This is a genomic window from Pyxidicoccus sp. M15, assembly GCF_056858435.1.
Genome location: NZ_CM166495.1, coordinates 1,989,543 through 2,009,960 on the forward strand (window position 1 = coordinate 1,989,543; position 20,418 = coordinate 2,009,960).

Below are 20,418 nucleotides of genomic sequence, written 5' to 3' on the forward strand. Positions count from 1 at the left end.
GCGTCCTCGGTGGCGGAGCGGGCTACTCCGCCTTGGAGCGCGTCTTGTACGTCAGCACCGGGGCCAGTGTGGCCACCACCCGCACCAGGCCCGCCTCCACCAGGTCCGTCACCACCCGGTCAATGGCCTTGTACGCGTGCGGCGCCTCCTCGAAGAGGAGGTCCTTGTTCTCACACACCACGTGGCTCTTGAAGGAGGTCCGCGTGAGGGACTCGGCGGTGAAGCGCTCCTTGATGCGCTCCCGGGCGGCGGTGCGCGTCCACTTGCGGCCGGCGCCGTGCGCCAGGCTGTGCGCGCTGCCTGCCCCGTCTCCCACCGGCGTCACCAGGTAGCTCAGCGCGCCGCGACTGCCGGGAATCACCACCGGGCCCTCGTCGTGCGGCGCCGCGCCCTTGCGGTGCAGCCACTGCGTGCGCCCGTGGACCTTCAGCGGGGTGACGCTGTTGTGGCAGACGTCCAGCACCCGCCGGCCCACCGCGCCAATCCCGTCCAGCACCCGCCGGGCCACCAGCGCCCGGTTGGCCCGGGCCCACGCCACCGCGGAGTCATGCCGCGCGAGGTACGCCCGCGCCTCCGCCGAGTCGTCCACCAGCCCGCCCGCCGCGTGCCGGTCCACGTGGGCCCGGAGAATGGCCTCACCCAGGCCGCGCGAGCCGGAGTGCACCAGGAGGAGCAGCCGGTCCGCCGCCAGCCCCAGCGCCGCGAAGGCCTCCGTGTCGTGCACCGCATCCACCCGCTGCACCTCCGCGAAGTGGTTGCCGCCGCCCACCGTGCCCAGCGCCGCCTCGAAGCCGGTGGCCTTCACCCCGTGCTCCCCGAGGAAGCCCTCCGCGTCCCCGCTCCACGGCCCCTCCAAATCCAGCTTCGACGCCCACCGCTCCGCCTTCGCCTTTCGCGCCAGCAGGTCCACGTCGAAGAGCCCCATCCCACAGCCGATGTCGTTGCCGACGAGATAGGGGTAGAGGAAGCCCTCGGAGGTGAAGGCGGCGCCCACCGGTGCGCCCTTGCCGGGGTGCAGGTCCGGGAGCCCCACCGCCAGGCGCATGCCGGGCAGTCGCGCCATGGCTTCGAGTTGTCGCACCGCCTCGCCCTCCACCCACGACTGGGGCGAGGCGATGACGCGGACGTGCGCGGTGGGCGCGGAGGAAGGGGTTTGAGAGGCGGCGGTGCTCATGGGCCCGCAGACGCCACGCCCGGCGCCGCCCTGACGGACAGGCCCGGTGTCCCCGAGCCTGCCCGGCTGCCTACTTGTGGTAGGGCTCGCCCTTGAGGATGGTGAAGGCGCGGTAGAGCTGCTCGATGAGCACCACCCGCGCCAGCCGGTGCGGCAGCGTCATCTTCGACAGGGACAGCGTGAGGTTCGCCGCGTCACGCACCCGCGTGTCCAGCCCCTCGTCGCCGCCGATGATGAAGAGCAAGTCCTTGGCGCCCGTCTGCGCCTTGGCGACGTAGCGGCTCAGCTCCACCGAGTCGAGCAGCGAGCCGCGCTCGTCCAGCGCAATCAGCCAGTCCTGCGGCTTGCGCTTCGCGAGAATCGCGTCGGCCTCGGCGGCCTTCGCCTCGCCCGGCTTGAGCTTCTTGCCGCTGGCCTCGGGCAGCTCCACCAGCTCGAAGCGGGTGTAGTGCCCCAGGCGTTTGGCGTACTCCTGGACCGCGGGCTCATACAGGCCCGAGCGGTCCTTGCCGATGGAGAGGAGCCTGACTTTCAGGCCACCTTCTCCCGCGCCGCGTCGGCCCAGAGGCCCTCGAGGTCATAGTGCGCGCGCAGGTCCGTGAGGAACAGGTGCGCCACCACCTCGCCGTAGTCCAGCAGCACCCACTGGCCCGTCTCCAGGCCCTCGGTGCCGATGGGACGGTGGCCGCCCTCGTCGGGCGTCTTGAGCTGCACCTGGACGTTCTCCGCCATGGCGCTCACCTGGCGGTCGCTCTCGCCGGAGGCGACGACGAAGTAGTCCGCGTAGGACGTCATGCCCCGCACGTCGAGGATGACGACGTCCACGGCCTTCTTGTCCACGAGGAGCTGGGCGATGCGCTGGGCCAGCGCCTTCGCCTGGGGGTTCTCCGCGGGGCCGGCCTTCTGCTGCGGGGCGGCTGGCAGCTTCGCCTTCTTCCGCAACGGGGCCCGGCCCGCAGTCTTCTTGCGCGCCGGGGCCTTGCCCGCGGGCTTCCTGCCCCCGGGGGCCTTGCCCGCCGTCTTCTTCCTCGCCGGTGCCTTGCCGGCGCTCTTTTTCGCGCTCGTCTTCTTCTTTGTGGCCATGTGCCGCGCACCCTACCGCACCCTTGGCAAGGGGACAGCGGTCCAATATCTCCTGGTGTCCATGAGCGACGCCCGGCTGGAGCAGTTCAAGAAGATGGTGGCCAACTTCCCAGACTCCCCCATGAGCCATTTCTCCCTGGGGAAGCTGTACCTGGAGCGGCGGGAATACGCTGAGGCGGCCCGGGCCCTGGAGTCCGCCGTCCGGCTGGACCCGGGGTATGCCGCCGCCCTGGTGGCCCTGGGCGACGCCTGGGCAGGGGCGGGGGAGACGGCGAAGGCCCGGGAGGTGCTCGGCCGGGCGAAGGAGCACGCCCTGGCCCAGGGACACCCCGGCCTCGCCGAGGAAATCGACGAGCGCATCGCCGACCTGGACTGAGGGGCAGGCCCGCGCGTCAGTCGCGCCAGGTGAAGCCCATGCCGAAGACCTGGCGCGTGTAGGTGAGCCCATTGCGGGGCAGCCGCGTGCTCCACAGGCCCCAGGACACCTCCGCGTCCAGCTTCGCCGTCACGGGGCGGGCCAGCTTCAGGGAGAGGGCGTTCTGCCCCTCGTCCTCCTCCACGAGGATGATTTCGGGGGAGAGGAAGATGCCGTCCGGGTAGGTGCTGAAGCCCAGCGAGCCCTGGGCCAGCAGCGTCACCCGCCAGGGCAGGCGCACCCCGGCGTTGCCCGTGACGCGGTGTCGCAGCACCGTCTCCCCGAAGCTGTTGGAGGTGGACTCCTGGTAGGCGTACGTCAGGCCCAGCGCCACGGGGCCCCGGTAGTTGTACGAGGCGCCGGCGGTGAGGGCCCCGTCCTCGCGCCGGCCCGGGGAGGGCACCGTCGTTCCGGGCCGCGTCCGCGCCTGGGTGCCATAGCCCCGCGAGCCCCAGTCCCCGAAGACGGACACGCTGTGCCGGCGGTCGAAGCGGTAGCGGCCCAGCACGCCCACCTCCGGGCCGCCGAAGTTGGCGGTGGCGTCCGGCCGGTACACGAAGCGCCGGGCCCCCGCGCGCAGGCGCAGCGCCAGGCGCACGTCGGGGGCGTACTCGACGAAGGCGCTCGTCCCCAAGTCGGAGTACGCCCGCGAGCCGCCGCGCCTGTCCTTCGCGTGGCCCTCCAGGCCCACGCCGAACTCGGCCCCCAGCGCGAGCGAGCCCTCCAGCGCGCCGGCCTGCACCAGCGTGTCCTCGTCCGTGAAGCCCAGGTACTTGCGCACGCCCAATTCGTAGCGGCCCACCAGCTGCGAGCGCTCGAAGGTGCCGCGCCCCTCCGCGGAGCCGAGCAGGCTGAAGGCGCCGTCCAGGCCGTTGTTGGCGGCCGTGCTGGCGTCGGCGAAGTCGCGCGAGGCGTTGGTGTCCACCAGCATCCGGCTGGTGGCCTTCAGCGCACCCTCCCACTCGGCCGCGGGCGCGGGGCCGGCGGCGAGCACGCAGAGGGCAAGCAGGAGGTGTGGGCGGGAGCGGGCCACGACGCGCGCACCATAACCGGCCCGGCGCCTGCACGCCCCACTCGCGGGAGGGCGCGCCCGTCCGTCCGGCAGGCGGGCCTCGACGGTGACGGCCCCCCGGCGGACCGATACACTTGATACATGCGCCTCGTGTCCCTCCTGGCGGCGGCGGGCCTCGGGCTCGCCGCCTGTGCCCCCTCTTCCTTCACCACCGAGCTGAAGGGCGAGGCCACCGTGCCCGCGGGGCCCCCCGGCGCCACCACCGACCTCAACGCCTTCCCGAGCATCAGCAGCTTCGCGGGGCTGGACTTCGACAAGAACCAGGACTTCAAGAACCAGGACGTCCAGAAGAGCGACGTGACGTCCGCGAAGGTGAAGTCCCTGACGCTCAAGGTCCTCAGTCCCAACGAGCAGGACTTCACCTTCCTGGACTCGGTGGAGTTCTTCGCGCGGGCCGGAGACCGCGAGGAGCGCATCGCCCGGCGGCAGGACATCTCCCGGCTGAACCTCCGGCCGCCCAACCCCGTCCTCTCGCTGGAGGTGGACGACACGGAGTTGCAGCCCTTCGTGTCCGCGCCCACCATGAGCATCATCGTCCGCGGCCGCGGGCGCATGCCGGAGCGCGAGGTGCGCCTGCAGGCGGTGGTGACGCTCGAGGTGGAGGGCGGGCTGCTGTAGCGGGCCGCTTCAGCGCTTCTGCAGCTCCTGGGCGCGGTGCTCCAGCGAGGAGGCGCGGCCGTCCAGCTCGCGGGCCAGGGACTCCAGCTTCGCGGCCTCGGCCTCCAGGGCGGCCAGGTCCACCGGCCCGCCCGCGGCCAGCGCCTGGGCGCGCACCGACTCCACCTGCGGCCGGCGGTCGCTCGCGCGCGCCGGGCCGGCGACCGGCACGTAGTTTCGGGGCACTTCGCCAGGGCCGTTGCCGGGCGTGTCGACTTCCGGCTGTGGCGCGGGGTCCCCGGGGGGAGCGCCCGCCATGTCCTCCTGGAAGGCGGGGCTGCCGCCCCGACTCCCGCCGCGGTCCACCTGCACGCGGTCCCCGGACAGGCGCACGCGGAGCCGGCGGTCCTGCTCGTCGAACATCGACTCCTCGCCGAGGAAGTCGTTCATGCGCCGGTCCAGGTCGCGCTCCTCGCGCACCTCGGTGATGCGCCCGCGCAGGGCCTTGAGCCGCTCGCGCACCTTGTCCTCGGTGTCGCGCAGCGTGTCCGCCTGCTCCAGCAAATCCTCGGGGTCATCCCCGCCGGAAGTCGTGCCGTCCAGCGCCGGCACCCGCGAGGCCGGCAGCGCCGCGCGCACGGCCTCGCGCTCGGCGCGCACCGTGCGCATGGCCTCCAGGAGCTTCGCGCGCTGGCCCCGGTCCGACGTCGCATCCCAGGCCGCGCGCAGCCGCGACAGCTCCTCCGACAGCGAGGTGTGCAGTGCCAGGTGCGCGCGCTCCGACTCGCCCTCCGCCGCCGCCACCGACTGCGCCAGCCCGGTGAGCGAGCCGCTCAGCTCCTGCGAGCGCTGCAGCGCCGCCTCCAGCTCCGTGCCCGCCGTCAGCCGCCCCTGGCGCTCCGCCTTCAGCGCCTCGATTCGCGCCGCCAGCCCGTTCAGCTCGTCGCGCAGCGACTGCTGCTGGCCGCGCAGCGAGCGCACCTCCGTGCGCGCCGTCTGCGCCCGCCCACGCACCGCCTCCAGTTCGGACGCGCCCCACGCGGGCACGCCAAGCAGCAGGCACAGCAGGAGGGCGGGGAGGCGGGGGTTCATCGACGGGGCTTCCTGAGCAAGGCGGATGCCAGACCGACCCTGTCCTCCGGTACGACTCCGGCGGGAAAAGCCGGGTGATTCCAGTGGCTTGGAGTCACCGGGTGGGAGTGGGAGGGGGTGGGACGGCGGTGGAAAGTCATGGTGGCGGGTCGGGGTGTCACGGATTTTCGAGGCTCAACCCTCCTCGGGAGGCGTCCCTTTCGGGAGGAAGCCGTACTTCTCCAGCTTGTAGTACAGCGCGGACGTCTTGATGCCGAGCAGGCGTGCGGTCTCCGTCTTCACGCGGCCGGCCTTCTCGTACGCGCGGGCGATGAGCTGCCGCTCCAGGTCCTCGAGGATGTCGGGCAGGGGCCTGTCTCCATGGGGCACGGGCAGGCCCGCGTCCATGCGCGGCGTGCCGCCGGTGAGGTGCGAGGGCAGGTCCACGTCGGTGAGCACCTCGCCCTCGGCGAAGACGAGCGCCTGCTCGATGACGTTCTCCAGCTCGCGCACGTTGCCGGGCCATGCGTGGCGGGCGAGCGCGCGCAGGGCGCCCTCGTCCAGTCCGGTGACGCGGCGATTCACGCGGGCGGCGTGCTTGGCCACGAAGTGGCGGGCGAGCACGGCGATGTCCTCGGGCCGCTCGCGCAGGGGCGGCAGCATCAGCGGGACGATGTGCAGGCGGTAGTAGAGGTCCTCGCGGAAGCGGCCCGCCTTCACCTCGGCCTGCAAGTCACGGTGGGTGGCGCTCACCACGCGCACGTCCACCTTGAGCGTCTCCTCGCCGCCTACGCGCTGGATTTCCTTTTCTTGAAGCACGCGCAGGAGCTTCGTCTGCACGGAGGCGGGAATCTCGCCAATCTCGTCGAGGAAGAGGGTGCCGCCGTCGGCCAGCTCGAAGCGGCCCAGCTTGCGCTTCACCGCGCCGGTGAAGGCGCCGCGCTCGTGGCCGAACAGCTCGCTCTCCAGCAGCGTCTCCGCGAGCGCCGCGCAGTGCACGACGACGAAGGGGCCGTCCTTGCGCGGGGACATCTGGTGGACCATGCGGGCGACCAACTCCTTGCCGGTGCCGCTCTCGCCGCGCACCAGCACGGTGGCCTCGCTCTGCGCCACCTTGCGCACCTGGGCGACGAGCCGATGCATGGGCTCGCTGTCGCCCACGAGGCTGCCGTGGGTGAGGGCCGCGTCCGCGTCGTGCGCGGCGGTGCGCGCGGTGAGCTTCTCCACCTGGCGGCGCGTGGTGGACAGCTCCAGGCCCTTGTCTACCTTGGCGCGCAGCACCTCGGGCGGGAAGGGCTTGGTGATGAAGTCGTAGGCGCCCTCCTGCATGGCGCGCACGGCGGTCTCAATCGTGCCGAAGGCCGTCACCACCATGACGACGGCGGCTGGGTCCACCGCCTTGAGCGCCCGGGTCACCTCGATGCCGTCCATGCCGTCCATCTTCAGGTCGGTGACGACGAGGTCGAAGGGCGTCTTGCGCCAGGCGGCCAGCCCGTCCGCGCCGCTCTTCACCGCGGAGACGGTGTGACCGGCGCGGGTGAGGGTGAGGGCCATGCCCTCGCGCAGGGTGTCGTGGTCGTCGATGACGAGGATGCGCGCCATGGCGTTGCTCGAATTCTCCATGCACTGCCGGGGACCGGCCGCCCCGGGTGCGCCTGCATGAGAACACACCCGGGCGGCACCCTACACCGGCTCGTGCCGCCTGCACGCCTGCCGTGCGAAGGCACTGGCGCGTGCCGTCGCGGGACGGTACGTGGATGGGCATGGATTCCCAGGCTCCCACGCCCTTGCTGACCCTGCTCGCGCGCCATGTCGCCACGGACGACAAGGAGCGTGATGACCTGGAGCGCATGCGCCACTTCGCCGCCACGCTGGAAGAGCCCTTCTCGCGCTCGCAGGCCACGGCCCACTTCACTGGCAGCGCGGTGGTGGTGGACGCGGAAGGCGCGCGCGTGGTGATGCTGCACCACGGGAAGCTGAAGCGCTGGCTGCAGCCGGGCGGGCATGCGGACGCGGCGGACGGCGGGGCCATGGAGGCCACCGCGCTGCGCGAGGCGCGAGAGGAGACGGGCTGCCGTGTCCACGTGCACCCCGCCGCCCCCCGGCCGCTGGACGTGGACATCCACACGATTCCGGCGCGCCGCGACGAGCCGGAGCATCACCACCTGGACGTGCGCTACCTCTTGGTGGCGGAGAACCCGGAGGCGCTGGTGCATGACCCGGCCGAGTCCACCGGGGTGCAGTGGCTCACCTGGGACGAGGCGCTCGCGCGCGCGGATGAGGCGCCGCTGCGGCGGATGCTGGAAAAGGCGCGGCGCGTGGTGTCCGCGGCCTCACGCTAGGGGGCAGGCGGGGCCTCCGTGTAGACGAGGAGGCTCGCGCGGAACTCCCGCTCGAAGGCGCGCCCGATGATGCGGGTCTGCAGCGGCTCCAGGCGCACCGCGTCCGCGCCTGTCTTGCAGACCGTCTTGCGCATCAAGCCCTTGAGGGAGAAGGCGTCGTCACGCCCGGACACGGCGAGGGTGAGCGGCACCGTGCCGATGACCCGGTACGGCCGCGTGGGGGCGAACTGCTCGTACAGGTCGAAGGCGCAGTCGGGTGACCTTGCCGGCCGCTTCTCCACGGGGAAGCGTTCCTCGGGCCAGGGCTCCCGTGAGGCGGATGAAGCGCAGGCGAGTCCAAGGACCGAGGCGAGCACGGTCAGCGACTTCAGCGGGGACATGAACGCGGGCCTCATGCCCGACGCTCAACGTCCAGGTCCACGTGCCATATCGTCATGGCCGCGACAGAGCTCCACCATGAGGCACAGCAGGGCCGCGAGATTTCCGTAGACCCAGGCGGCTCCCGCTCCGAAGAGGAGTGCGAACTGCACATCGAAGCGGGTGATGCGGTGGGAACCCGAGAAGAGGAACATCAATTCCACGGTGACCACGAGCATCGCCAGCACGGAGACGCATGCGACGACGTTCCTCGTGCGCCAGAAGCCCCTTGCGTGCCGCGGCCGGAAGTGCGGGCCGTACACGAACCGGGCGGTGACGATGGCCGCCACGGTGGGCACCGCCTGTATGAGCACGAAGATGGGGATGATGAACGTGAAGAGGGGATAGGCGACCCAGCCGCTCTCCGGAGCCGCGAGCCCCGCCGTCTCCATGCAGGCAGAGGGAAGCGCCAGGAAGAGCGTCACGTACAGACAGAGGAAGAACCGGCTATCACGCATGGGACACCCCTGCCCACGCACCCGCGTGTCATGTCGCGCGCGCTCGGGCACGGCGAGATGGTGCATGGCGGATGCCGCACCGTTGAGGTGCTCAGGCGTGGTGCCATTCCGGGTGGACAGCGGCCTCACGCATGGCAAGCCTGTCCACGGTGTTGGCACCCACCGTCAATGCCGTTGACGGGAGGGACTACGTCGCCGGAGCAGGCACGCGCGTGAGACGCTGGAGCGTCCCGTCCAGGTACCGCGCGCGGCAGGCGGAGCGCTGGAGCTTGCCGCTGGACGTCTTCGGCAGTGCGCCCGGGCGGACGAGCACCACGCGCGCCGGGAAGCCGAAGTGCTCCTGCGCGGCCCGTTGCACCACTCCTTCCAGCGCGTCGAGCTCCGAGCCCGCCTCCGGGGTGACGGCGAGGACGACCTCCTCCGTGCCCTCCGAGCCCCGCACGCTGAAGGCCACCACCGCGCCTCCGCGCACGCCGTCCAGCGCGCCCACCACGCGCTCCACGTCGGCGGGGGCATGTTTGCGGCCGCCCACGACGAGCAGGTCCTTGAGCCGGTCGACGATGAACAGCTCGCCCTCGGCGAGGTAGCCCAGGTCTCCGGTGCGCAGCTCCGTGCGCGGCGCTCCGCCCTCGCGCAACTCATGGAAGTAGCCGGGCGTCACGGACGGGCCCGACACGGCCACCTCGCCCAGGTGCCGCTCTGGCAGCTCCCGCCCGTCCTCCGTGGAGAGGATGCGCACCCGGTGCCCGGGCACGGCTCGGCCCACGCTGATGACGGTGGTGCTGTCCGCGCTCCCGGTCTCCACCGGCCGCGCCTCACCCCGGGCCGCGAGCGCCTCGCGCTCCACGGTGTCACAGCGCAGGGGGGCATCCGGTGGAGCGAAGGAGACGGCCAGGGTCGCCTCGGCCAGCCCGTAGGCGGGGCGGAAGCTGGTGGCGCGGAAGCCGGCGGGCTCGAAGCGGCGGATGAAGGCCTCGGCCGTGCGCGGGTCGATGGGCTCCGCGCCGTCGAAGGCGAGCCGCCAGGAGGACAGGTCCAGCTCGCGCAGCGCGCTCTCGGGGATGCGGTGCGCGAGCAGGTGGTAGGCGAAGTTGGGTGCGGGGCTGAACGTGGCGCGGAAGCGGTGGATGGCCCGCAGCCACGAGTCCGGGCGGTAGACGAAGCTCTTCAGCGGCGCGACGTAGGCGGGAATGCCCAGGTACACGCCCAGCAGCAGCCCGGCCACCAGCCCCATGTCGTGGAACACGGGCAGCCACGAGTAGACGGCGTCGCGCCCGTCCATCCGCCCGCCCTCGATGATGGCGCGGAGGTTGGCGACGAGGTTGTCGTGCCGCACCACCACGCCCTTCGGCTCGCCGGTGCTGCCGGACGTGTACTGCAGGAAGGCGAGGCCTTCTGGCCGGCAGCCCCAATCGAGGGCGCGCGCCAGGGGCATGGGCTCACCGTCGAGTTCCGCCACCTCCACGACGCCGAGCGTCCCATCCTCCAGCGCCCCGGCCACGGCCTGCCGGGCGCGCGCGTCGTCCACCACGAGGGCGCGCGGCTTCGCGTCGCGGGCCACGGAGCGGAGGCGGGACTGGTACGACTGCATCTGCAAATCCGCCATCGACGGCAGCGGGGCGGGGATGGCGCCGAGCACCTGCGTGGCGACGAGGAAGGAGAAGAACGCATCCGCCCGGGACACGCACAGCAGCACGGTGTCTCCCGGCCGCACGCCCGCGCGAACGAGCAGCGCGGCGGCTTGATGGACTCCGCTCGCGAGCGCCGCGTAGGTGAACGGGCGCGCCTGGGGCTCGCGTCCGGCGAAGCTGACCACCTGGAGCACGGGCTGGTCGGGCGTCTGGGCCACGCGCCGCGCGAAGGCTTCGGGGAAGGTGAGCGCCGGGTCGGGAAGCCAGGCCGCGGATTCCTGCCTCCACGACGGGGCCGTGAGGACGGGCTCAGCCGACATGCAGACCTCCGTCGATGGGGATGGCCGCGCCCGTCAGGTAGGGCGTCTTGCAGGTGGCGAGGAACTCGATGACCTCGGCGACTTCGTCCGGCTGCGCGAAGCGGCGCAGGGGGACGCGAGGCATGACGAACTGCTGCAGCGTGGCGCGCATCGGCGCGGCCATCGGCGTGTCGACGTAGCCGGGGAGGACGGCGTTGACGGAGATGCCGTGCGGCGCCAGCTCCCGCGCGTGCGACTGCGTGAGCGCCACCATCCCCGCCTTCGACGCCGCATACGGCCCCGCGAGCGCGGCCCCGGTGAGCCCGGCGATGGAGCTCACGTGGACGATGCGCCCGCCGGTGCGCGCCATGATGGCGCCGAAGTGCGTGGTGGTGTGAAGCGTGCCGGTGAGGTTGATGCGCAGCACGCGCTCCACGGCCTCCGCGTCGTCCTTGAGCGCGGAGACCTGCTGGAAGACACCCGCGCAGGTGACGAGCACGTCCACGCGGTGGTGGGCCGCGTCGATGTTCGCGGCCACACGGCGCACGGAGGCCACGTCCGCCACGTCCATCACCTCGCAGCTCAGTCGGGGCTGGTCCTCGCTGACCTCCGCCAGCCCGCGCAGGGACTCCTCCGCGTGGTCGGTCGCCACGACGTGCAGCCCGGCGCGCAGCAGGCGCCGTACCACCGCTCGACCGATGCCACCCGCCGCCCCCGTGATGACGGCGACGCGTGGCTCAGACATGCAGCGCCTGTGGATTCGGCTGCGGAGTCGCGGAGGGCTCTGGAGTGGATGGCGCCCGCGCTTCCGGCACGGGCTGCGCGGCGACCGCCGAGGCCACGGCCGGTGCCGGGCTGGCGGGGCGCGCGGCCGGCTTCGCCTGCGGGTAGAAGTCTCGCCCCGTGGATGCGAAGGCCTCCAGCGCCAGCATGGGCCCGCGTGGCAGCAGCGCCCGCACCGCCTCCGACGTCAGCAGGCGCGAGGCCCGCTCGCGGGTGAGGTAGCGGCACAGGCTCCCGTACCCGAGCGGGAAGTCGATGAGCTCCCGCGCCAGCACGTCCACCACCGTGGGGTGCCCCAGCGTGCGCTCCGCGAGCGCCCGGGTGACGAAGCCCAGCAGCGAGATGAACACCGCGTCCGCGAGCGGCGCGGAGCCATGCGCTCCCCGAGGCTCCGCCGTAGCGAGCGCGTCCAGTGCCCGCTCGATGCGCTTGAGCAGGGCGACGCCCGGCAGGTGCGGCGCCAGTGCCAGCGCCAGCGTGGCGCGAGGAAGGGCCCGGATGAGCTCCGCCGGAGAGCGCACGAAGCCGATGGTGCGCACCGTGGCGAGGGCGTCGCGCGCTTCTCCTCCCGCGAGCACATGCGCCACCAGCGGGCCCAGGTACGCGCCCAGCAGGGCGTTGAGCACCGGCTCCTCCGTCGAGCGCGACAGCACCGGGTGGAAGCCCGCGCGGTGCAGCAGGGCGAAGAGGGTACGCGCCCTGTCCGGGGGCTGGTCCTTCCCCGCGCGCACCTCCACCACCGGCAGGCCTGCCTCCAGCAGCGGCGCGTACAGCACCAGGTCCGAAGCACCCAGCAGCGCGCCCTCCACCAGGTCCACCGCCAGGGACACGGTGCCCTCCGGCAGCGGCCCGTGCTCGGGGGCGTAGCGCGCGACGTGCACCGCCGGAGCGCCCGGCGGCGGCGTCCTCGGCGCCACCTCCACCGCCAGGCCGCGCACGCGCCGGGTGCGCAGTTCCTCCGCGAACGCGGCGAGTCGCGCGTCCTCGGTGTCGATGAGCAGGTGCGTGAGCGGCGGCAGTTCGTGCTCGCGCAGGCTGTGGTGCTGCGCGAGCCGCTTCACGAAGAAGATGGAGAGCGCGGCCTTCGCGATGGGGTTCACCACCGAGCGCCCGCAGGCCTCCACCTCCCGCTGGTAGTCCGCCGCGTCCGCCCGGGCCCGCCGCGAGGCGTGCAGCATCAGGTCGAAGCACTCCGAGTACACGGGCTGGTAGCTCGGCGGCAGGCTCGAAATCCGGGCGCGCGTGTGCGCCTCGAAGTCGGTCGGCACGGGCGCGCGGGCGGGTGCGTCCACCTGCCCGCGCTTGGGCGCGCCGCACTCCAGCAGCGCATTCACGAAGCGCGTCACGCTGTCGTCGAAGTCCTCGTCATCGAAGCAGGCATCCACCAGCCCCCGGCGCATCGCCTCCGGAGCGGACCAGCGCTGGCCCCACAGGAGCGCGTCCGTGGCGCTCTCCAGGCCAATGAGCCTGGGCAAATCCTGTGTGCTGCCGAACGCCGGGATGAACAGGTACTCGGCAAGCTCCGTCATGTAGAAGTGCGTCTCGTACGTGCGCGCGGCGACCCGGTAGTCGCAGTGCAGCGAGAACTCCACTCCACAGCCGTAGCAGTTGCCCCGGATGGCGGCGATGGTGGGCGCGGGGAACTCGCGCACCGCGCGGTAGGCCCGCGTCACCGTCTCCGTCATGCGGGGGATGTCCTCGGGCACCTGGGCGGTGCCCGCCATCATCAGCCCCACGCCATTGATGAAGCTGCCCGGCTTGGCGCTGCGGAAGACGAGCGCTCGCACCCGCTCGCGGTCCACGCCCTCCAGCAGCTCCAGCAGCTGCACCGCCGCCTCGTGGCTGAAGATGTTGAAGTCACAGCCCGGGGTGTCCAGCGTCAGCACCAGGACATCGCCCGCCCACTGCGTCCCGAAGAGCTTCGTGGACATGGGGCTACCCGAGCGCGGCGACGTAGTTGCAGAGCGAGCCCACGGTGAGCGCGGACGGGTCCGGCTCGCTGGCAATCCAGTCGTCCAGCAGCACCGGTTGCTGGACACGGTCCTCCAGCTCCAGGGCGAGCCGGGCGATGCTCATCGAGTCGAAGCCCAGGTCCGTGACGAAGCAATGCCCGCGGCTGATGACCTCGGGCAATGGCAGTCGGCATGCGGCCCGCGTCGCGGCCACCACGGCATGAAGAATGGAATCGGTGTTGCTCCCGGTCTGCATCGCGGAACCCCCCGTCACTGGGTCGCTGGCGAACCAGGACCCGGTTGTCCAATCCAGGAGCAGCAATGCGCCCCATTGCCCGGGAGACCTCCACCCACCGCGCCGAACCCACCCCACCCGGCTTGAAATCAACGAATGATAAAAAGATACAGGGATGGTCTAAGCAAGAGAAGCGGGTGTATCATGACTCTGTATCATTCCTTGGTTCTTGCGCACTGAAAGACAGATGGCGGCCCCAAGCGACGCACAGGGGACATGCGAGCTGTTGACTCCCCTGGCTGTCGGGAAGAGCCCTACCGGGCCTCACGAAGCCACCGGGGGCCCGGGGGAGTAGCGTCAGGAGCTCGGGGGGAGCTTCTGCATGCTGCCTGTCAATTCACTGCCTCCACGCGTCGAGCTTCCAGCGGTGCAGCAATCCCTGCTGTGGCGAGCGCGTCCGTATGAGTTGCTGCGAAGCTGCCGCGACAAGCTGGGTGACGCCTTCACGCTGGAGCTCGGCAGTCACGGCACGTTCGCGATGTTCTCCCACCCGGATGCGCTGCGGGACATCTTCTCCGCGGACCCCGCGGTGCTGCACGCGGGTGAGGGCAACGTGGTGCTGCGGCCGCTGCTCGGCGCGCACTCGCTGCTGCTGCTGGAGGAGAAGCCCCACCAGCGGGAGCGGCGCATGCTGGGGCCGGCCTTCCACTCGCGGCGCATCGAGCAGTATGGCGCGCAGGTGCGCGAGGCCACGCTGGCGGCGCTCCAGGACTGGCGCCCCGGGCAGCCCGTCGTCATCCAGGACGTCATGCAGCGCGTGTCGCTGCGGGTCATCCTCACGGCGGTGTTCGGCCTGGAGGGCGGCGCCCGCGCCAGCGAGCTGAGCGAGCGCATCCAGGCCTTCCTCAACGACTCCAAGTTCAACCTCGGCAACCTCGGCCAGCTGCGCGAGGAGCAGCAGCAGTCCGAGGCGTGGGCCGCCTACCAGCGCGGCCTGGAGCGCATCGACCAGCTCCTCCTGGAGGAGGTGCGCCACCGGCGCGAGGTGAAGGACTGCGAGCGCGGCGACATCCTCGGCATGCTCCTGGCCGCCACCTATGAGGACGGCGCGCCCCTGGAGGACGGCGTGCTGCGCGACGAGCTGATGACGCTGGTGGTGACGGGCTACGAGACGACGGCGACGGCCATCGCCTGGGCGCTGCACTGGCTCCACGCCTCACCCGGCGCGCTGGAGCGGCTGCGCGAGGAGTTGCGCGGGCTGGGGGCGGAGCCGACACCGGCCGCGCTCGCCGGCAGCGCCGCGCCCTGGCTGAAGGCCGTCTGCCAGGAGACGCTGCGGCTGCACCCCATCATCCCCGTCGTCGCACGCCGCACCCAGGTGCCCTTCCGCGTCCAGGGCCACGAGGTGCCCGCGGGCGTCACCGTGGCCGCGTGCATCTACCTCGCCCACCACCGCCCGGAGACCTTCTCGGAGCCGGATGCGTTCCGCCCGGAGCGCTTCCTGGAGCGCGCCTGGTCGCCCTTCGAATATCTGCCTTTTGGAGGCGGTGTGCGCCGATGTATCGGTATGGCGTTGGCGCTGTATGAGATGAAGGTGGTGCTCGGACTCGTGCTCTCGCGCTTCGAGCTGGCCCCCATGGACGCGCAGGTGAGGCCCCAACGTCGGGCGGTCACCATTGCCCCGTCCGGCGGTCTGCACATGCGGGTAGAGCGCCGGTACGCCTGAACCGTTACATCCACGCTGGGAGTGCAGGGTTTCCATTTCTTTCTCACAGTTGTGAGCATTCGAATCGGACCCGGTGGCTGGTATCCGCGAGGCGTTGCTCACTAAGCTGCATTGGGTGAGCGGGGGCATGCGCGGCCGCGGAAACAACGCGGTTACATGCCACGTCCGGGGGGACAGCCACGCTGCGGGGCGCGCTCACGTCCGGGGGGACACGAGTCATGGGCAACTTGGATGAGCAGGTCATCGGTGAATTCGCCAGGAAGGGCGCGCTCACGTTCATCAGCTGGGTGGCATTGCCCGGCCTGAACTGCGCGTACCTCATCGCGCTGTCCATGGGGCTCAACAGCGAGGAGGGGCTGTGGGCCACCACGCGCATCGCCCCCGCGCTCATCTTCTTCTTCGGCACCATCTATCCGTACGCGGCGCTGCGCCTGCTCGCGGCGCGGGCGCTGCGGCACCGCCAGGGGGACGCGCCGGGGGAGCGCCTGGGGCGCATCCTCCGGCTGCCGTGGCAGAGCACCGTCTTCACCACGTATGCGGCGTGGACGCTGGGGGGGCTGAGCTTCAGCATCCCGGTGTGCCTCGAGTTCGACAAGGAGGTGCTGCGCGTGGTGCTGGGCTCCACCATCGCCTTCTGCTTCGGCGTGGTGATGTCGTTCCCCATCGCGCTGAGCCTGGAGAAGCGGCTCGTCCCGCTCGCGATGGAGGAGCAGCGCCTGCACCCGGGCGTCACGCCCCGCGGCGGCGGCTTCTTCTGGCCGCGCCAGTCCTGGTTCCTGCCCTTCACCTTCGTGGCCTCCATCGTCTCCACGCTGCTGCTGAGCGGCTGTGTGATGACGGTGAAGATGCTGGGGCTGCGGGACGTGCTCCGCGCGGAGCTGGCCAATGATGGGGCCATCACCTCCCGGCAGGTGCTGGACTCGCTGGGCGGCTCGCTGCTGACGGAGCTGCTGGGCTCCATGGCGTGGGTGGCGGGCCTGGTGCTCATCCTCCCCACCATCACCACGTACATGCTCGCGCGTCGGCAGGCGCAGGGCACCGGCGCGGTGGGCGTGGCGATTGAGGCGCTGGCGCATGGCCGCACCATCTCGCCAGACTGGGTGTCCACGGACGAGATTGGCACCCTGGCCTCGGGCATGAACGCGGTGCTGGCCAAGCTGCGCAAGCTCCCCCTGGCGCTGCAGGCGTCCGCCACGCAGCTGGGCGACGCGGGCAGCCACCTGCGGGCGGCCAACGACGAGCAGCAGCAGAGCCTCGTGCGTCAGGCGGCCGCGCTTCACGAGGCGCAGGTGACGTCGGAGGAAATCAAGCGCACGTCGCTGATGGCGGCCGACCGCGCGGACGCGGTGCTCCAGGTGGCCCGCCGAGCGGAGGAGCTGGGCCAGAAGGGCGAGGCCGCGGTGGAGCAGAGCGTCACCGGGCTGGCCGACATCCGCCGCGCGGTGGACGGCATCCAGCAGCGGCTGGCGCGGCTGGCGGAGAGCACCACGCAGATTGGCGACATCACCGAGACGGTGAAGGACCTGGCGGACCAGTCGCACCTGCTGGCCGTGAATGCGGCGATTGAGGCGGCGCGCTCGGGCGAGCAGGGCAAGGGGTTCGCGGTGGTGGCCCGGGAGATTCGCGGGCTGGCGGACCAGTCCATCCAGTCCACGCGGCGCATCCGCGGCATCCTCCAGGAAATCAGCCAGGGCATCCGCGACGCGGCGCTGATGGGCGAGCAGGGGGTGCGCACCATCGGCACCGGCCTGGACCAGATGCGCGCGTCCGGAGACTCGCTGCGGGAGCTGTCGCGCATCTCCCAGGAGAACTCCACGGCCGCCCGCCAGATTGCCGCCGCGGTGACGCAGCAGAACGCCGGCTTCTCGCAAATCTTCACCGCCATCGGCGACCTGTCGCAAATCATGGACTCCACCTTGAAGCGCCTGGAGTCCACGCAGGAGGCCACCGCCACGCTGTCCAGCGTCTCCGAGGAGGTGGGCCGGATGGCGGGGCAGTTCACCGCGGCGAGCTGAGCGCGCCGCTTCCCGGCGGCGGCGTGGCGTCTCCACTTCCCAGCGGCAGCGTGAGGATGAAGGTGGTGTCGCCCGGAGCGGAGGCCAGCCGCAGCTCGCCTCCGTGCGCCAGCGCAATCTTGCGCGCCAGTGGCAGGCCCAGGCCGGTGCCCTTCTCGCGCGTGGTGAAGAAGGGCTCGAAGATGCGCTCGCGCTCGGGCTCGGGCACACCGGGCCCGGCGTCGCGCACCTGGATGGTGTAGCGGCCGTCCCCCGCGCTGCCGGACACGCGCACCCTGCCTCCGGCGGGTGAGGCCTGCACCGCGTTCTTCACCAGATTCACGAGGGCCGCGGTGAGCAGGCTGCCGTCCGCCTCCAGCCGCGCGGGCGCGGCGTCCACTTCGACGGCGACGCCCCGGGCGCCCGCCTCGACGGCCAGCAGCTCACAGGCGCCGGAGAGCAGCTCGGGGGCCTCCACGGGCGCGCGCGCCAGGGGCTGCTCGCGGGCGAAGGCGAGGAAGTCCTCGACGATGCGCTGCAGGTAGGCCACTTCGCGCTGGATGCGCTTCACGTGCTCGCCGGCCTCGGAGTGGGCGCCGGCCTGGAGGTCCTCCTGGAGGATGCCGGAGAAGAGGGCGATGCCGCCAATGGGGTTGCGCACCTCGTGGGCCACGCCGGCGAGCATCATCTTGAGCTGCCTGTCGCGGCTCTCCAGCGCGCCGCGCATCACCTCCAGCTCGCGGGCCAGCACGCCGATTTCGCGCGTGGGCTCGGACGGAACGGGGGTGGTGAGGTCTCCGCGGCCGATGCGCAGCGCGGAGTCCATCAGCCGGCGCAGCGGGCGGGCCAGCCCGCGCGCGGTGAGCAGGGCGATGACGGCGAGCGCGGCCAGGGCCCCGGCGCCCATGATGACGAAGGTGCGCGACAGGGACTGGAGCGGCCCGAAGAAGGCGGCGCTGCCCTCCACGCCCACCGCGCCCACCACGCGGCCGTCCTGGCGCACGGGGGCATAACCCGTCTTGTAGAGGCGGCCGTCGGTGCCGGTGAAGAGCACCTGGCTGGCGGCGCGCTCCCCGGCGAAGACGCGGGTCAGCTCCAACCTGTCGCGCGCCAGCTCCGGCATCTCCACGCCCACGGGCAGGCCGCCGCCCACGTCCACGCGCACGCGGCCCTGCGCGTCCACGGCGTAGACGCGGCGCACGCCGCTGGCCTCGCGCACGCCCTCCAGCGTCCGCACCAGGTTGCGCCAGGTGCGGGTGCCGGTGACGTCGTCGCCGGGCTCCACGGTGAGCATGCGCTCGCCGTTGACCTGGCTGGCGGTGGCGGCGGCGATGGCGGAGAGGCTCGTGCCCAGCTCCTCCTCGAGGATGGCGCGCGCCAGCTGGTACACCGCCGTGCCCGCCACCGCGACGAACAGCAGGGTGGGGACGAGGAACGCCACCAGCAGCCGCGCCGAGAGCGAGCCCAGTGCGTCCCTCCACCGCGAGCTGTGTCCGGCGCCGTCGGCCATGTGCGCGTCGGACTCTACCCGAGCGCCGCCGCTCCCCGCGCCCTGAAGGCCTCCGGGCGCGGAACCTTCAACGGCCACGTGCTCAGTCCGGGAGGGTGAGCTGGACCTTCACCGACTCGATGGGGCCGCACTCGCCGCCCGTCGAGGTGATTTCCTCCTCGACACTGCGCTGCCCGTCGGCGCTGGTGGCGCGAAGCACGTACTCGCCCGTCTTGTTCCGGGTCTCCCACTCGAGGCAGCTCCCCTGGGTCTGCCCCGGCTGGGCGCAGGAGGCCGCCTGCTCGGCGCCCCCGTCGTGGCGGTACGTGACGCGGGCGTCTTCCACGACCTGTCCCCGGGCGTCCACCACGGTGACCTGCGCCGCGGGAATCCATATCGCGGGGCAGACGACCAGCTCCTCCTCGTCTCCGCAGGCGGTGAGCAGCGCGGTGGCCAGCAGCATCAGGACAGGGGTGAAGCGCACGAGGAACTCCTCCGGTGGGACGGCATGACGGCCCCTGACGTGTGCAAGCCAGGTGCCGCATGCCCCTCGGGACGAGGGAGTGTCCCGAGGGCGTCGTCCTCCCGCCAGCCGTGCCACGCGCGCCCGGCGGGACTCGGATTTCCGAGGGCCCCGTCAGTGCGTGACGGGCGGGGACTCGCTCTCTCGCGCCAGCCCGGCCTCGCTGGGCGCGTCGGAGGCGTCGCCCACCTCGGCCTGCCGCATGCGCATCTGGGGCGCTCCCTTGGGGGCCTCGCGGGTGGCGCCGTCCACCGAGGGCAGCTTCAGCCAGTACACCGTCGCGCCCGAGTGGTAGCGGTTGGAGGAGGAGAAGCGCACGGTGTACGGGCCGGACTCCTCACCGTGGGAGATGAGCAGCGGGTCGCTGCCCGGCTCGCTGACCATGGACACGTGCTCGCCCTTGCCGTTGCGCGCCCAGAGGCAGAGGTCTCCCGGCTTCACCTGGGACTGGGGGATGGAGGTCAGGTAGCCCAGCAGCGTGCCCGTGTAGCCCTGGCCGTTGAAGCCGAGCCCGTTGGGGTCTCCGGCGCCGGCCCACTTGTAGCAGAGCGTGACGAACCCGGAGCAGTCGGTGTTGAGCGGCAGCTTGCGGCGCTGGTTGATGCCGTCCATGGGCCGCAGCTGCTGGTAGTGGATGCCGGCCGCGTTGGAGAGGGCCCACTGCGCCTCCGCGACAATCTTCGCGCGCAGCCCGCTCACGGGCGCGGGCGTGGGCGCGGAAGCGCGCAGCGCGGTCCAGGTGACGGGACCGACGATTCCGTCCGCGGTCAGTCCCCGCGCGCGCTGGAAGCTCATCACCGCGGCCTTCGTCTTCGCGCCGAAGTCACCGTCCGCGGCGCCGGGGCTGAAGCCGGCCTGGGTGAGCAGCATCTGCAGCTCGACGACGGCGGACCCCGTCGAGCCCTGCTGGAGGATGGGGTCGGCCTTCGCGGGCCGCCCCGTGCTTGGGATGTAGGATTCCTGTTCGGGCATGGCGTCTCCTGTTCGGGGAGGCGCCAATGCCCCCTTCGAGGTGGACCGCGCCGACCTGGGATGTGACGTGCGGCAAGACACAGCCGGGCGTGCAACCCGGTTGCGGCCGCTCGGTGGGCGTGCTTAATGTCCCCGTCGGCGCCTCACGGCGTCGTCCCATGATCTCCACTCGCTGACCCACTTCC

20 protein-coding genes are annotated in these 20,418 nt (G+C 71.9%); 5 read left to right on the forward strand and 15 right to left on the reverse strand.

Features of this window, described 5'->3' with window-relative positions:
• Window positions 1-22: 22 nt before the first annotated feature.
• The 3 genes from ACX9TP_RS07920 to rsfS all read right to left on the reverse strand — a co-directional run bounded on the left by ACX9TP_RS07920 (window position 23) and on the right by rsfS (window position 2,257).
• Complete coding sequence (locus ACX9TP_RS07920) at window positions 23-1,174, reverse strand: RNA ligase RtcB family protein (RefSeq protein ID WP_482979119.1); 1,152 nt, start codon at window positions 1,172-1,174, stop codon at window positions 23-25.
• 70 nt (window positions 1,175-1,244) lie between these two features.
• Window positions 1,245-1,709, reverse strand: coding sequence for a 23S rRNA (pseudouridine(1915)-N(3))-methyltransferase RlmH (locus ACX9TP_RS07925; protein ID WP_267863418.1), 465 nt, complete (start codon window positions 1,707-1,709; stop codon window positions 1,245-1,247).
• Window positions 1,706-2,257, reverse strand: a complete 552-nt coding sequence (rsfS, locus tag ACX9TP_RS07930) for a ribosome silencing factor (protein ID WP_482979120.1) — start codon at window positions 2,255-2,257, stop codon at window positions 1,706-1,708. The genes ACX9TP_RS07925 and rsfS overlap by 4 nt, the downstream gene beginning before the upstream one ends.
• A 61-nt stretch (window positions 2,258-2,318) precedes the next feature.
• On the opposite strand from rsfS, the gene ACX9TP_RS07935 reads away from it, so the two are divergent.
• Entirely contained in the window at window positions 2,319-2,633 is a 315-nt protein-coding gene (locus ACX9TP_RS07935) for a tetratricopeptide repeat protein (protein ID WP_482979121.1), read from the forward strand.
• A gap of 16 nt (window positions 2,634-2,649) precedes the next feature.
• On the opposite strand, the gene ACX9TP_RS07940 is transcribed toward ACX9TP_RS07935, so the two are convergent.
• Window positions 2,650-3,705 (reverse strand): hypothetical protein, encoded by a 1,056-nt coding sequence (locus ACX9TP_RS07940; RefSeq protein WP_482979122.1) that lies wholly within the window; start codon window positions 3,703-3,705, stop codon window positions 2,650-2,652.
• A gap of 120 nt (window positions 3,706-3,825) precedes the next feature.
• On the opposite strand from ACX9TP_RS07940, the gene ACX9TP_RS07945 reads away from it, so the two are divergent.
• A complete protein-coding gene (locus tag ACX9TP_RS07945; protein WP_482979123.1) occupies window positions 3,826-4,362 on the forward strand; it encodes a hypothetical protein in 537 nt (178 codons plus the stop codon).
• Window positions 4,363-4,371: 9 nt separating this feature from the next.
• Here ACX9TP_RS07945 and ACX9TP_RS07950 read toward each other — a convergent pair whose 3' ends face one another.
• Together ACX9TP_RS07950 and ACX9TP_RS07955 are read right to left on the reverse strand one after the other, a co-directional pair.
• Window positions 4,372-5,433, reverse strand: coding sequence for a TetR family transcriptional regulator (locus tag ACX9TP_RS07950; protein ID WP_482979124.1), 1,062 nt, complete (start codon window positions 5,431-5,433; stop codon window positions 4,372-4,374).
• A 174-nt stretch (window positions 5,434-5,607) separates the two neighbouring features.
• Entirely contained in the window at window positions 5,608-7,014 is a 1,407-nt protein-coding gene (locus ACX9TP_RS07955) for a sigma-54-dependent transcriptional regulator (protein WP_482979125.1), read from the reverse strand.
• A gap of 161 nt (window positions 7,015-7,175) precedes the next feature.
• On the opposite strand from ACX9TP_RS07955, the gene ACX9TP_RS07960 reads away from it, so the two are divergent.
• Window positions 7,176-7,754, forward strand: coding sequence for an NUDIX hydrolase (locus ACX9TP_RS07960; RefSeq protein ID WP_482979126.1), 579 nt, complete (start codon window positions 7,176-7,178; stop codon window positions 7,752-7,754).
• Here ACX9TP_RS07960 and ACX9TP_RS07965 read toward each other — a convergent pair.
• From ACX9TP_RS07965 to ACX9TP_RS07990, 6 genes are all read right to left on the reverse strand, one after another.
• Window positions 7,751-8,134: a hypothetical protein gene (locus ACX9TP_RS07965; protein WP_482979127.1), complete on the reverse strand. Its 384-nt coding sequence runs from the start codon at window positions 8,132-8,134 to the stop codon at window positions 7,751-7,753. The two genes, ACX9TP_RS07960 and ACX9TP_RS07965, sit on opposite strands and share 4 nt — an antisense overlap.
• 24 nt (window positions 8,135-8,158) lie before the next feature.
• A complete protein-coding gene (locus ACX9TP_RS07970) occupies window positions 8,159-8,629 on the reverse strand; it encodes a hypothetical protein (RefSeq protein WP_482979128.1) in 471 nt (156 codons plus the stop codon).
• 187 nt (window positions 8,630-8,816) lie between these two features.
• On the reverse strand, window positions 8,817-10,580 hold the full coding sequence (locus ACX9TP_RS07975; RefSeq protein ID WP_482979129.1) for a fatty acyl-AMP ligase: 1,764 nt from the start codon (window positions 10,578-10,580) through the stop codon (window positions 8,817-8,819).
• Window positions 10,570-11,304: an SDR family NAD(P)-dependent oxidoreductase gene (locus ACX9TP_RS07980; RefSeq protein ID WP_482979130.1), complete on the reverse strand. Its 735-nt coding sequence runs from the start codon at window positions 11,302-11,304 to the stop codon at window positions 10,570-10,572. The genes ACX9TP_RS07975 and ACX9TP_RS07980 overlap by 11 nt, the downstream gene beginning before the upstream one ends.
• On the reverse strand, window positions 11,297-13,273 hold the full coding sequence (locus ACX9TP_RS07985) for an enoyl-CoA hydratase/isomerase family protein (protein ID WP_482979131.1): 1,977 nt from the start codon (window positions 13,271-13,273) through the stop codon (window positions 11,297-11,299). Before ACX9TP_RS07985 ends, ACX9TP_RS07980 begins: the two co-directional genes overlap by 8 nt.
• 4 nt (window positions 13,274-13,277) lie before the next feature.
• Window positions 13,278-13,550: a hypothetical protein gene (locus tag ACX9TP_RS07990; protein ID WP_482979132.1), complete on the reverse strand. Its 273-nt coding sequence runs from the start codon at window positions 13,548-13,550 to the stop codon at window positions 13,278-13,280.
• A gap of 361 nt (window positions 13,551-13,911) precedes the next feature.
• On the opposite strand from ACX9TP_RS07990, the gene ACX9TP_RS07995 reads away from it, so the two are divergent.
• Both ACX9TP_RS07995 and ACX9TP_RS08000 read left to right on the forward strand, forming a co-directional pair.
• Complete coding sequence (locus tag ACX9TP_RS07995) at window positions 13,912-15,255, forward strand: cytochrome P450 (RefSeq protein ID WP_482979133.1); 1,344 nt, start codon at window positions 13,912-13,914, stop codon at window positions 15,253-15,255.
• A 218-nt stretch (window positions 15,256-15,473) separates the two neighbouring features.
• Window positions 15,474-17,270, forward strand: coding sequence for a methyl-accepting chemotaxis protein (locus ACX9TP_RS08000; protein ID WP_482979134.1), 1,797 nt, complete (start codon window positions 15,474-15,476; stop codon window positions 17,268-17,270).
• Here ACX9TP_RS08000 and ACX9TP_RS08005 read toward each other — a convergent pair.
• The 3 genes from ACX9TP_RS08005 to ACX9TP_RS08015 all read right to left on the reverse strand — a co-directional run bounded on the left by ACX9TP_RS08005 (window position 17,254) and on the right by ACX9TP_RS08015 (window position 20,233).
• Window positions 17,254-18,759 (reverse strand): sensor histidine kinase, encoded by a 1,506-nt coding sequence (locus ACX9TP_RS08005; RefSeq protein WP_482979135.1) that lies wholly within the window; start codon window positions 18,757-18,759, stop codon window positions 17,254-17,256. The two genes, ACX9TP_RS08000 and ACX9TP_RS08005, sit on opposite strands and share 17 nt — an antisense overlap.
• A gap of 82 nt (window positions 18,760-18,841) precedes the next feature.
• On the reverse strand, window positions 18,842-19,222 hold the full coding sequence (locus tag ACX9TP_RS08010; RefSeq protein ID WP_482979136.1) for a hypothetical protein: 381 nt from the start codon (window positions 19,220-19,222) through the stop codon (window positions 18,842-18,844).
• A 153-nt stretch (window positions 19,223-19,375) separates the two neighbouring features.
• Window positions 19,376-20,233 carry a C40 family peptidase gene (locus tag ACX9TP_RS08015; protein ID WP_482979137.1) on the reverse strand — a complete coding sequence of 286 codons (858 nt, stop codon included), beginning with the start codon at window positions 20,231-20,233 and terminating at the stop codon, window positions 19,376-19,378.
• Between the last annotated feature and the right edge of the window lie 185 nt (window positions 20,234-20,418).

Bases quoted from the DNA above. Each gene is read 5' to 3' on its own strand.
- ACX9TP_RS07920 (WP_482979119.1), bottom strand. From the start codon at position 1,174: ATGAGCACCGCCGCCTCTCAAACCCCTTCCTCCGCGCCCACCGCGCAC.
- rsfS (WP_482979120.1), bottom strand. From the start codon at position 2,257: ATGGCCACAAAGAAGAAGACGAGCGCGAAAAAGAGCGCCGGCAAGGCA.
- ACX9TP_RS07935 (WP_482979121.1), top strand. From the start codon at position 2,319: ATGAGCGACGCCCGGCTGGAGCAGTTCAAGAAGATGGTGGCCAACTTC.
- ACX9TP_RS07945 (WP_482979123.1), top strand. From the start codon at position 3,826: ATGCGCCTCGTGTCCCTCCTGGCGGCGGCGGGCCTCGGGCTCGCCGCC.
- ACX9TP_RS07950 (WP_482979124.1), bottom strand. From the start codon at position 5,433: ATGAACCCCCGCCTCCCCGCCCTCCTGCTGTGCCTGCTGCTTGGCGTG.
- ACX9TP_RS07955 (WP_482979125.1), bottom strand. From the start codon at position 7,014: ATGGCGCGCATCCTCGTCATCGACGACCACGACACCCTGCGCGAGGGC.
- ACX9TP_RS07960 (WP_482979126.1), top strand. From the start codon at position 7,176: ATGGATTCCCAGGCTCCCACGCCCTTGCTGACCCTGCTCGCGCGCCAT.
- ACX9TP_RS07965 (WP_482979127.1), bottom strand. From the start codon at position 8,134: ATGTCCCCGCTGAAGTCGCTGACCGTGCTCGCCTCGGTCCTTGGACTC.
- ACX9TP_RS07970 (WP_482979128.1), bottom strand. From the start codon at position 8,629: ATGCGTGATAGCCGGTTCTTCCTCTGTCTGTACGTGACGCTCTTCCTG.
- ACX9TP_RS07975 (WP_482979129.1), bottom strand. From the start codon at position 10,580: ATGTCGGCTGAGCCCGTCCTCACGGCCCCGTCGTGGAGGCAGGAATCC.
- ACX9TP_RS07980 (WP_482979130.1), bottom strand. From the start codon at position 11,304: ATGTCTGAGCCACGCGTCGCCGTCATCACGGGGGCGGCGGGTGGCATC.
- ACX9TP_RS07985 (WP_482979131.1), bottom strand. From the start codon at position 13,273: ATGTCCACGAAGCTCTTCGGGACGCAGTGGGCGGGCGATGTCCTGGTG.
- ACX9TP_RS07990 (WP_482979132.1), bottom strand. From the start codon at position 13,550: ATGCAGACCGGGAGCAACACCGATTCCATTCTTCATGCCGTGGTGGCC.
- ACX9TP_RS07995 (WP_482979133.1), top strand. From the start codon at position 13,912: ATGCTGCCTGTCAATTCACTGCCTCCACGCGTCGAGCTTCCAGCGGTG.
- ACX9TP_RS08000 (WP_482979134.1), top strand. From the start codon at position 15,474: ATGGGCAACTTGGATGAGCAGGTCATCGGTGAATTCGCCAGGAAGGGC.
- ACX9TP_RS08005 (WP_482979135.1), bottom strand. From the start codon at position 18,759: ATGGCCGACGGCGCCGGACACAGCTCGCGGTGGAGGGACGCACTGGGC.
- ACX9TP_RS08015 (WP_482979137.1), bottom strand. From the start codon at position 20,233: ATGCCCGAACAGGAATCCTACATCCCAAGCACGGGGCGGCCCGCGAAG.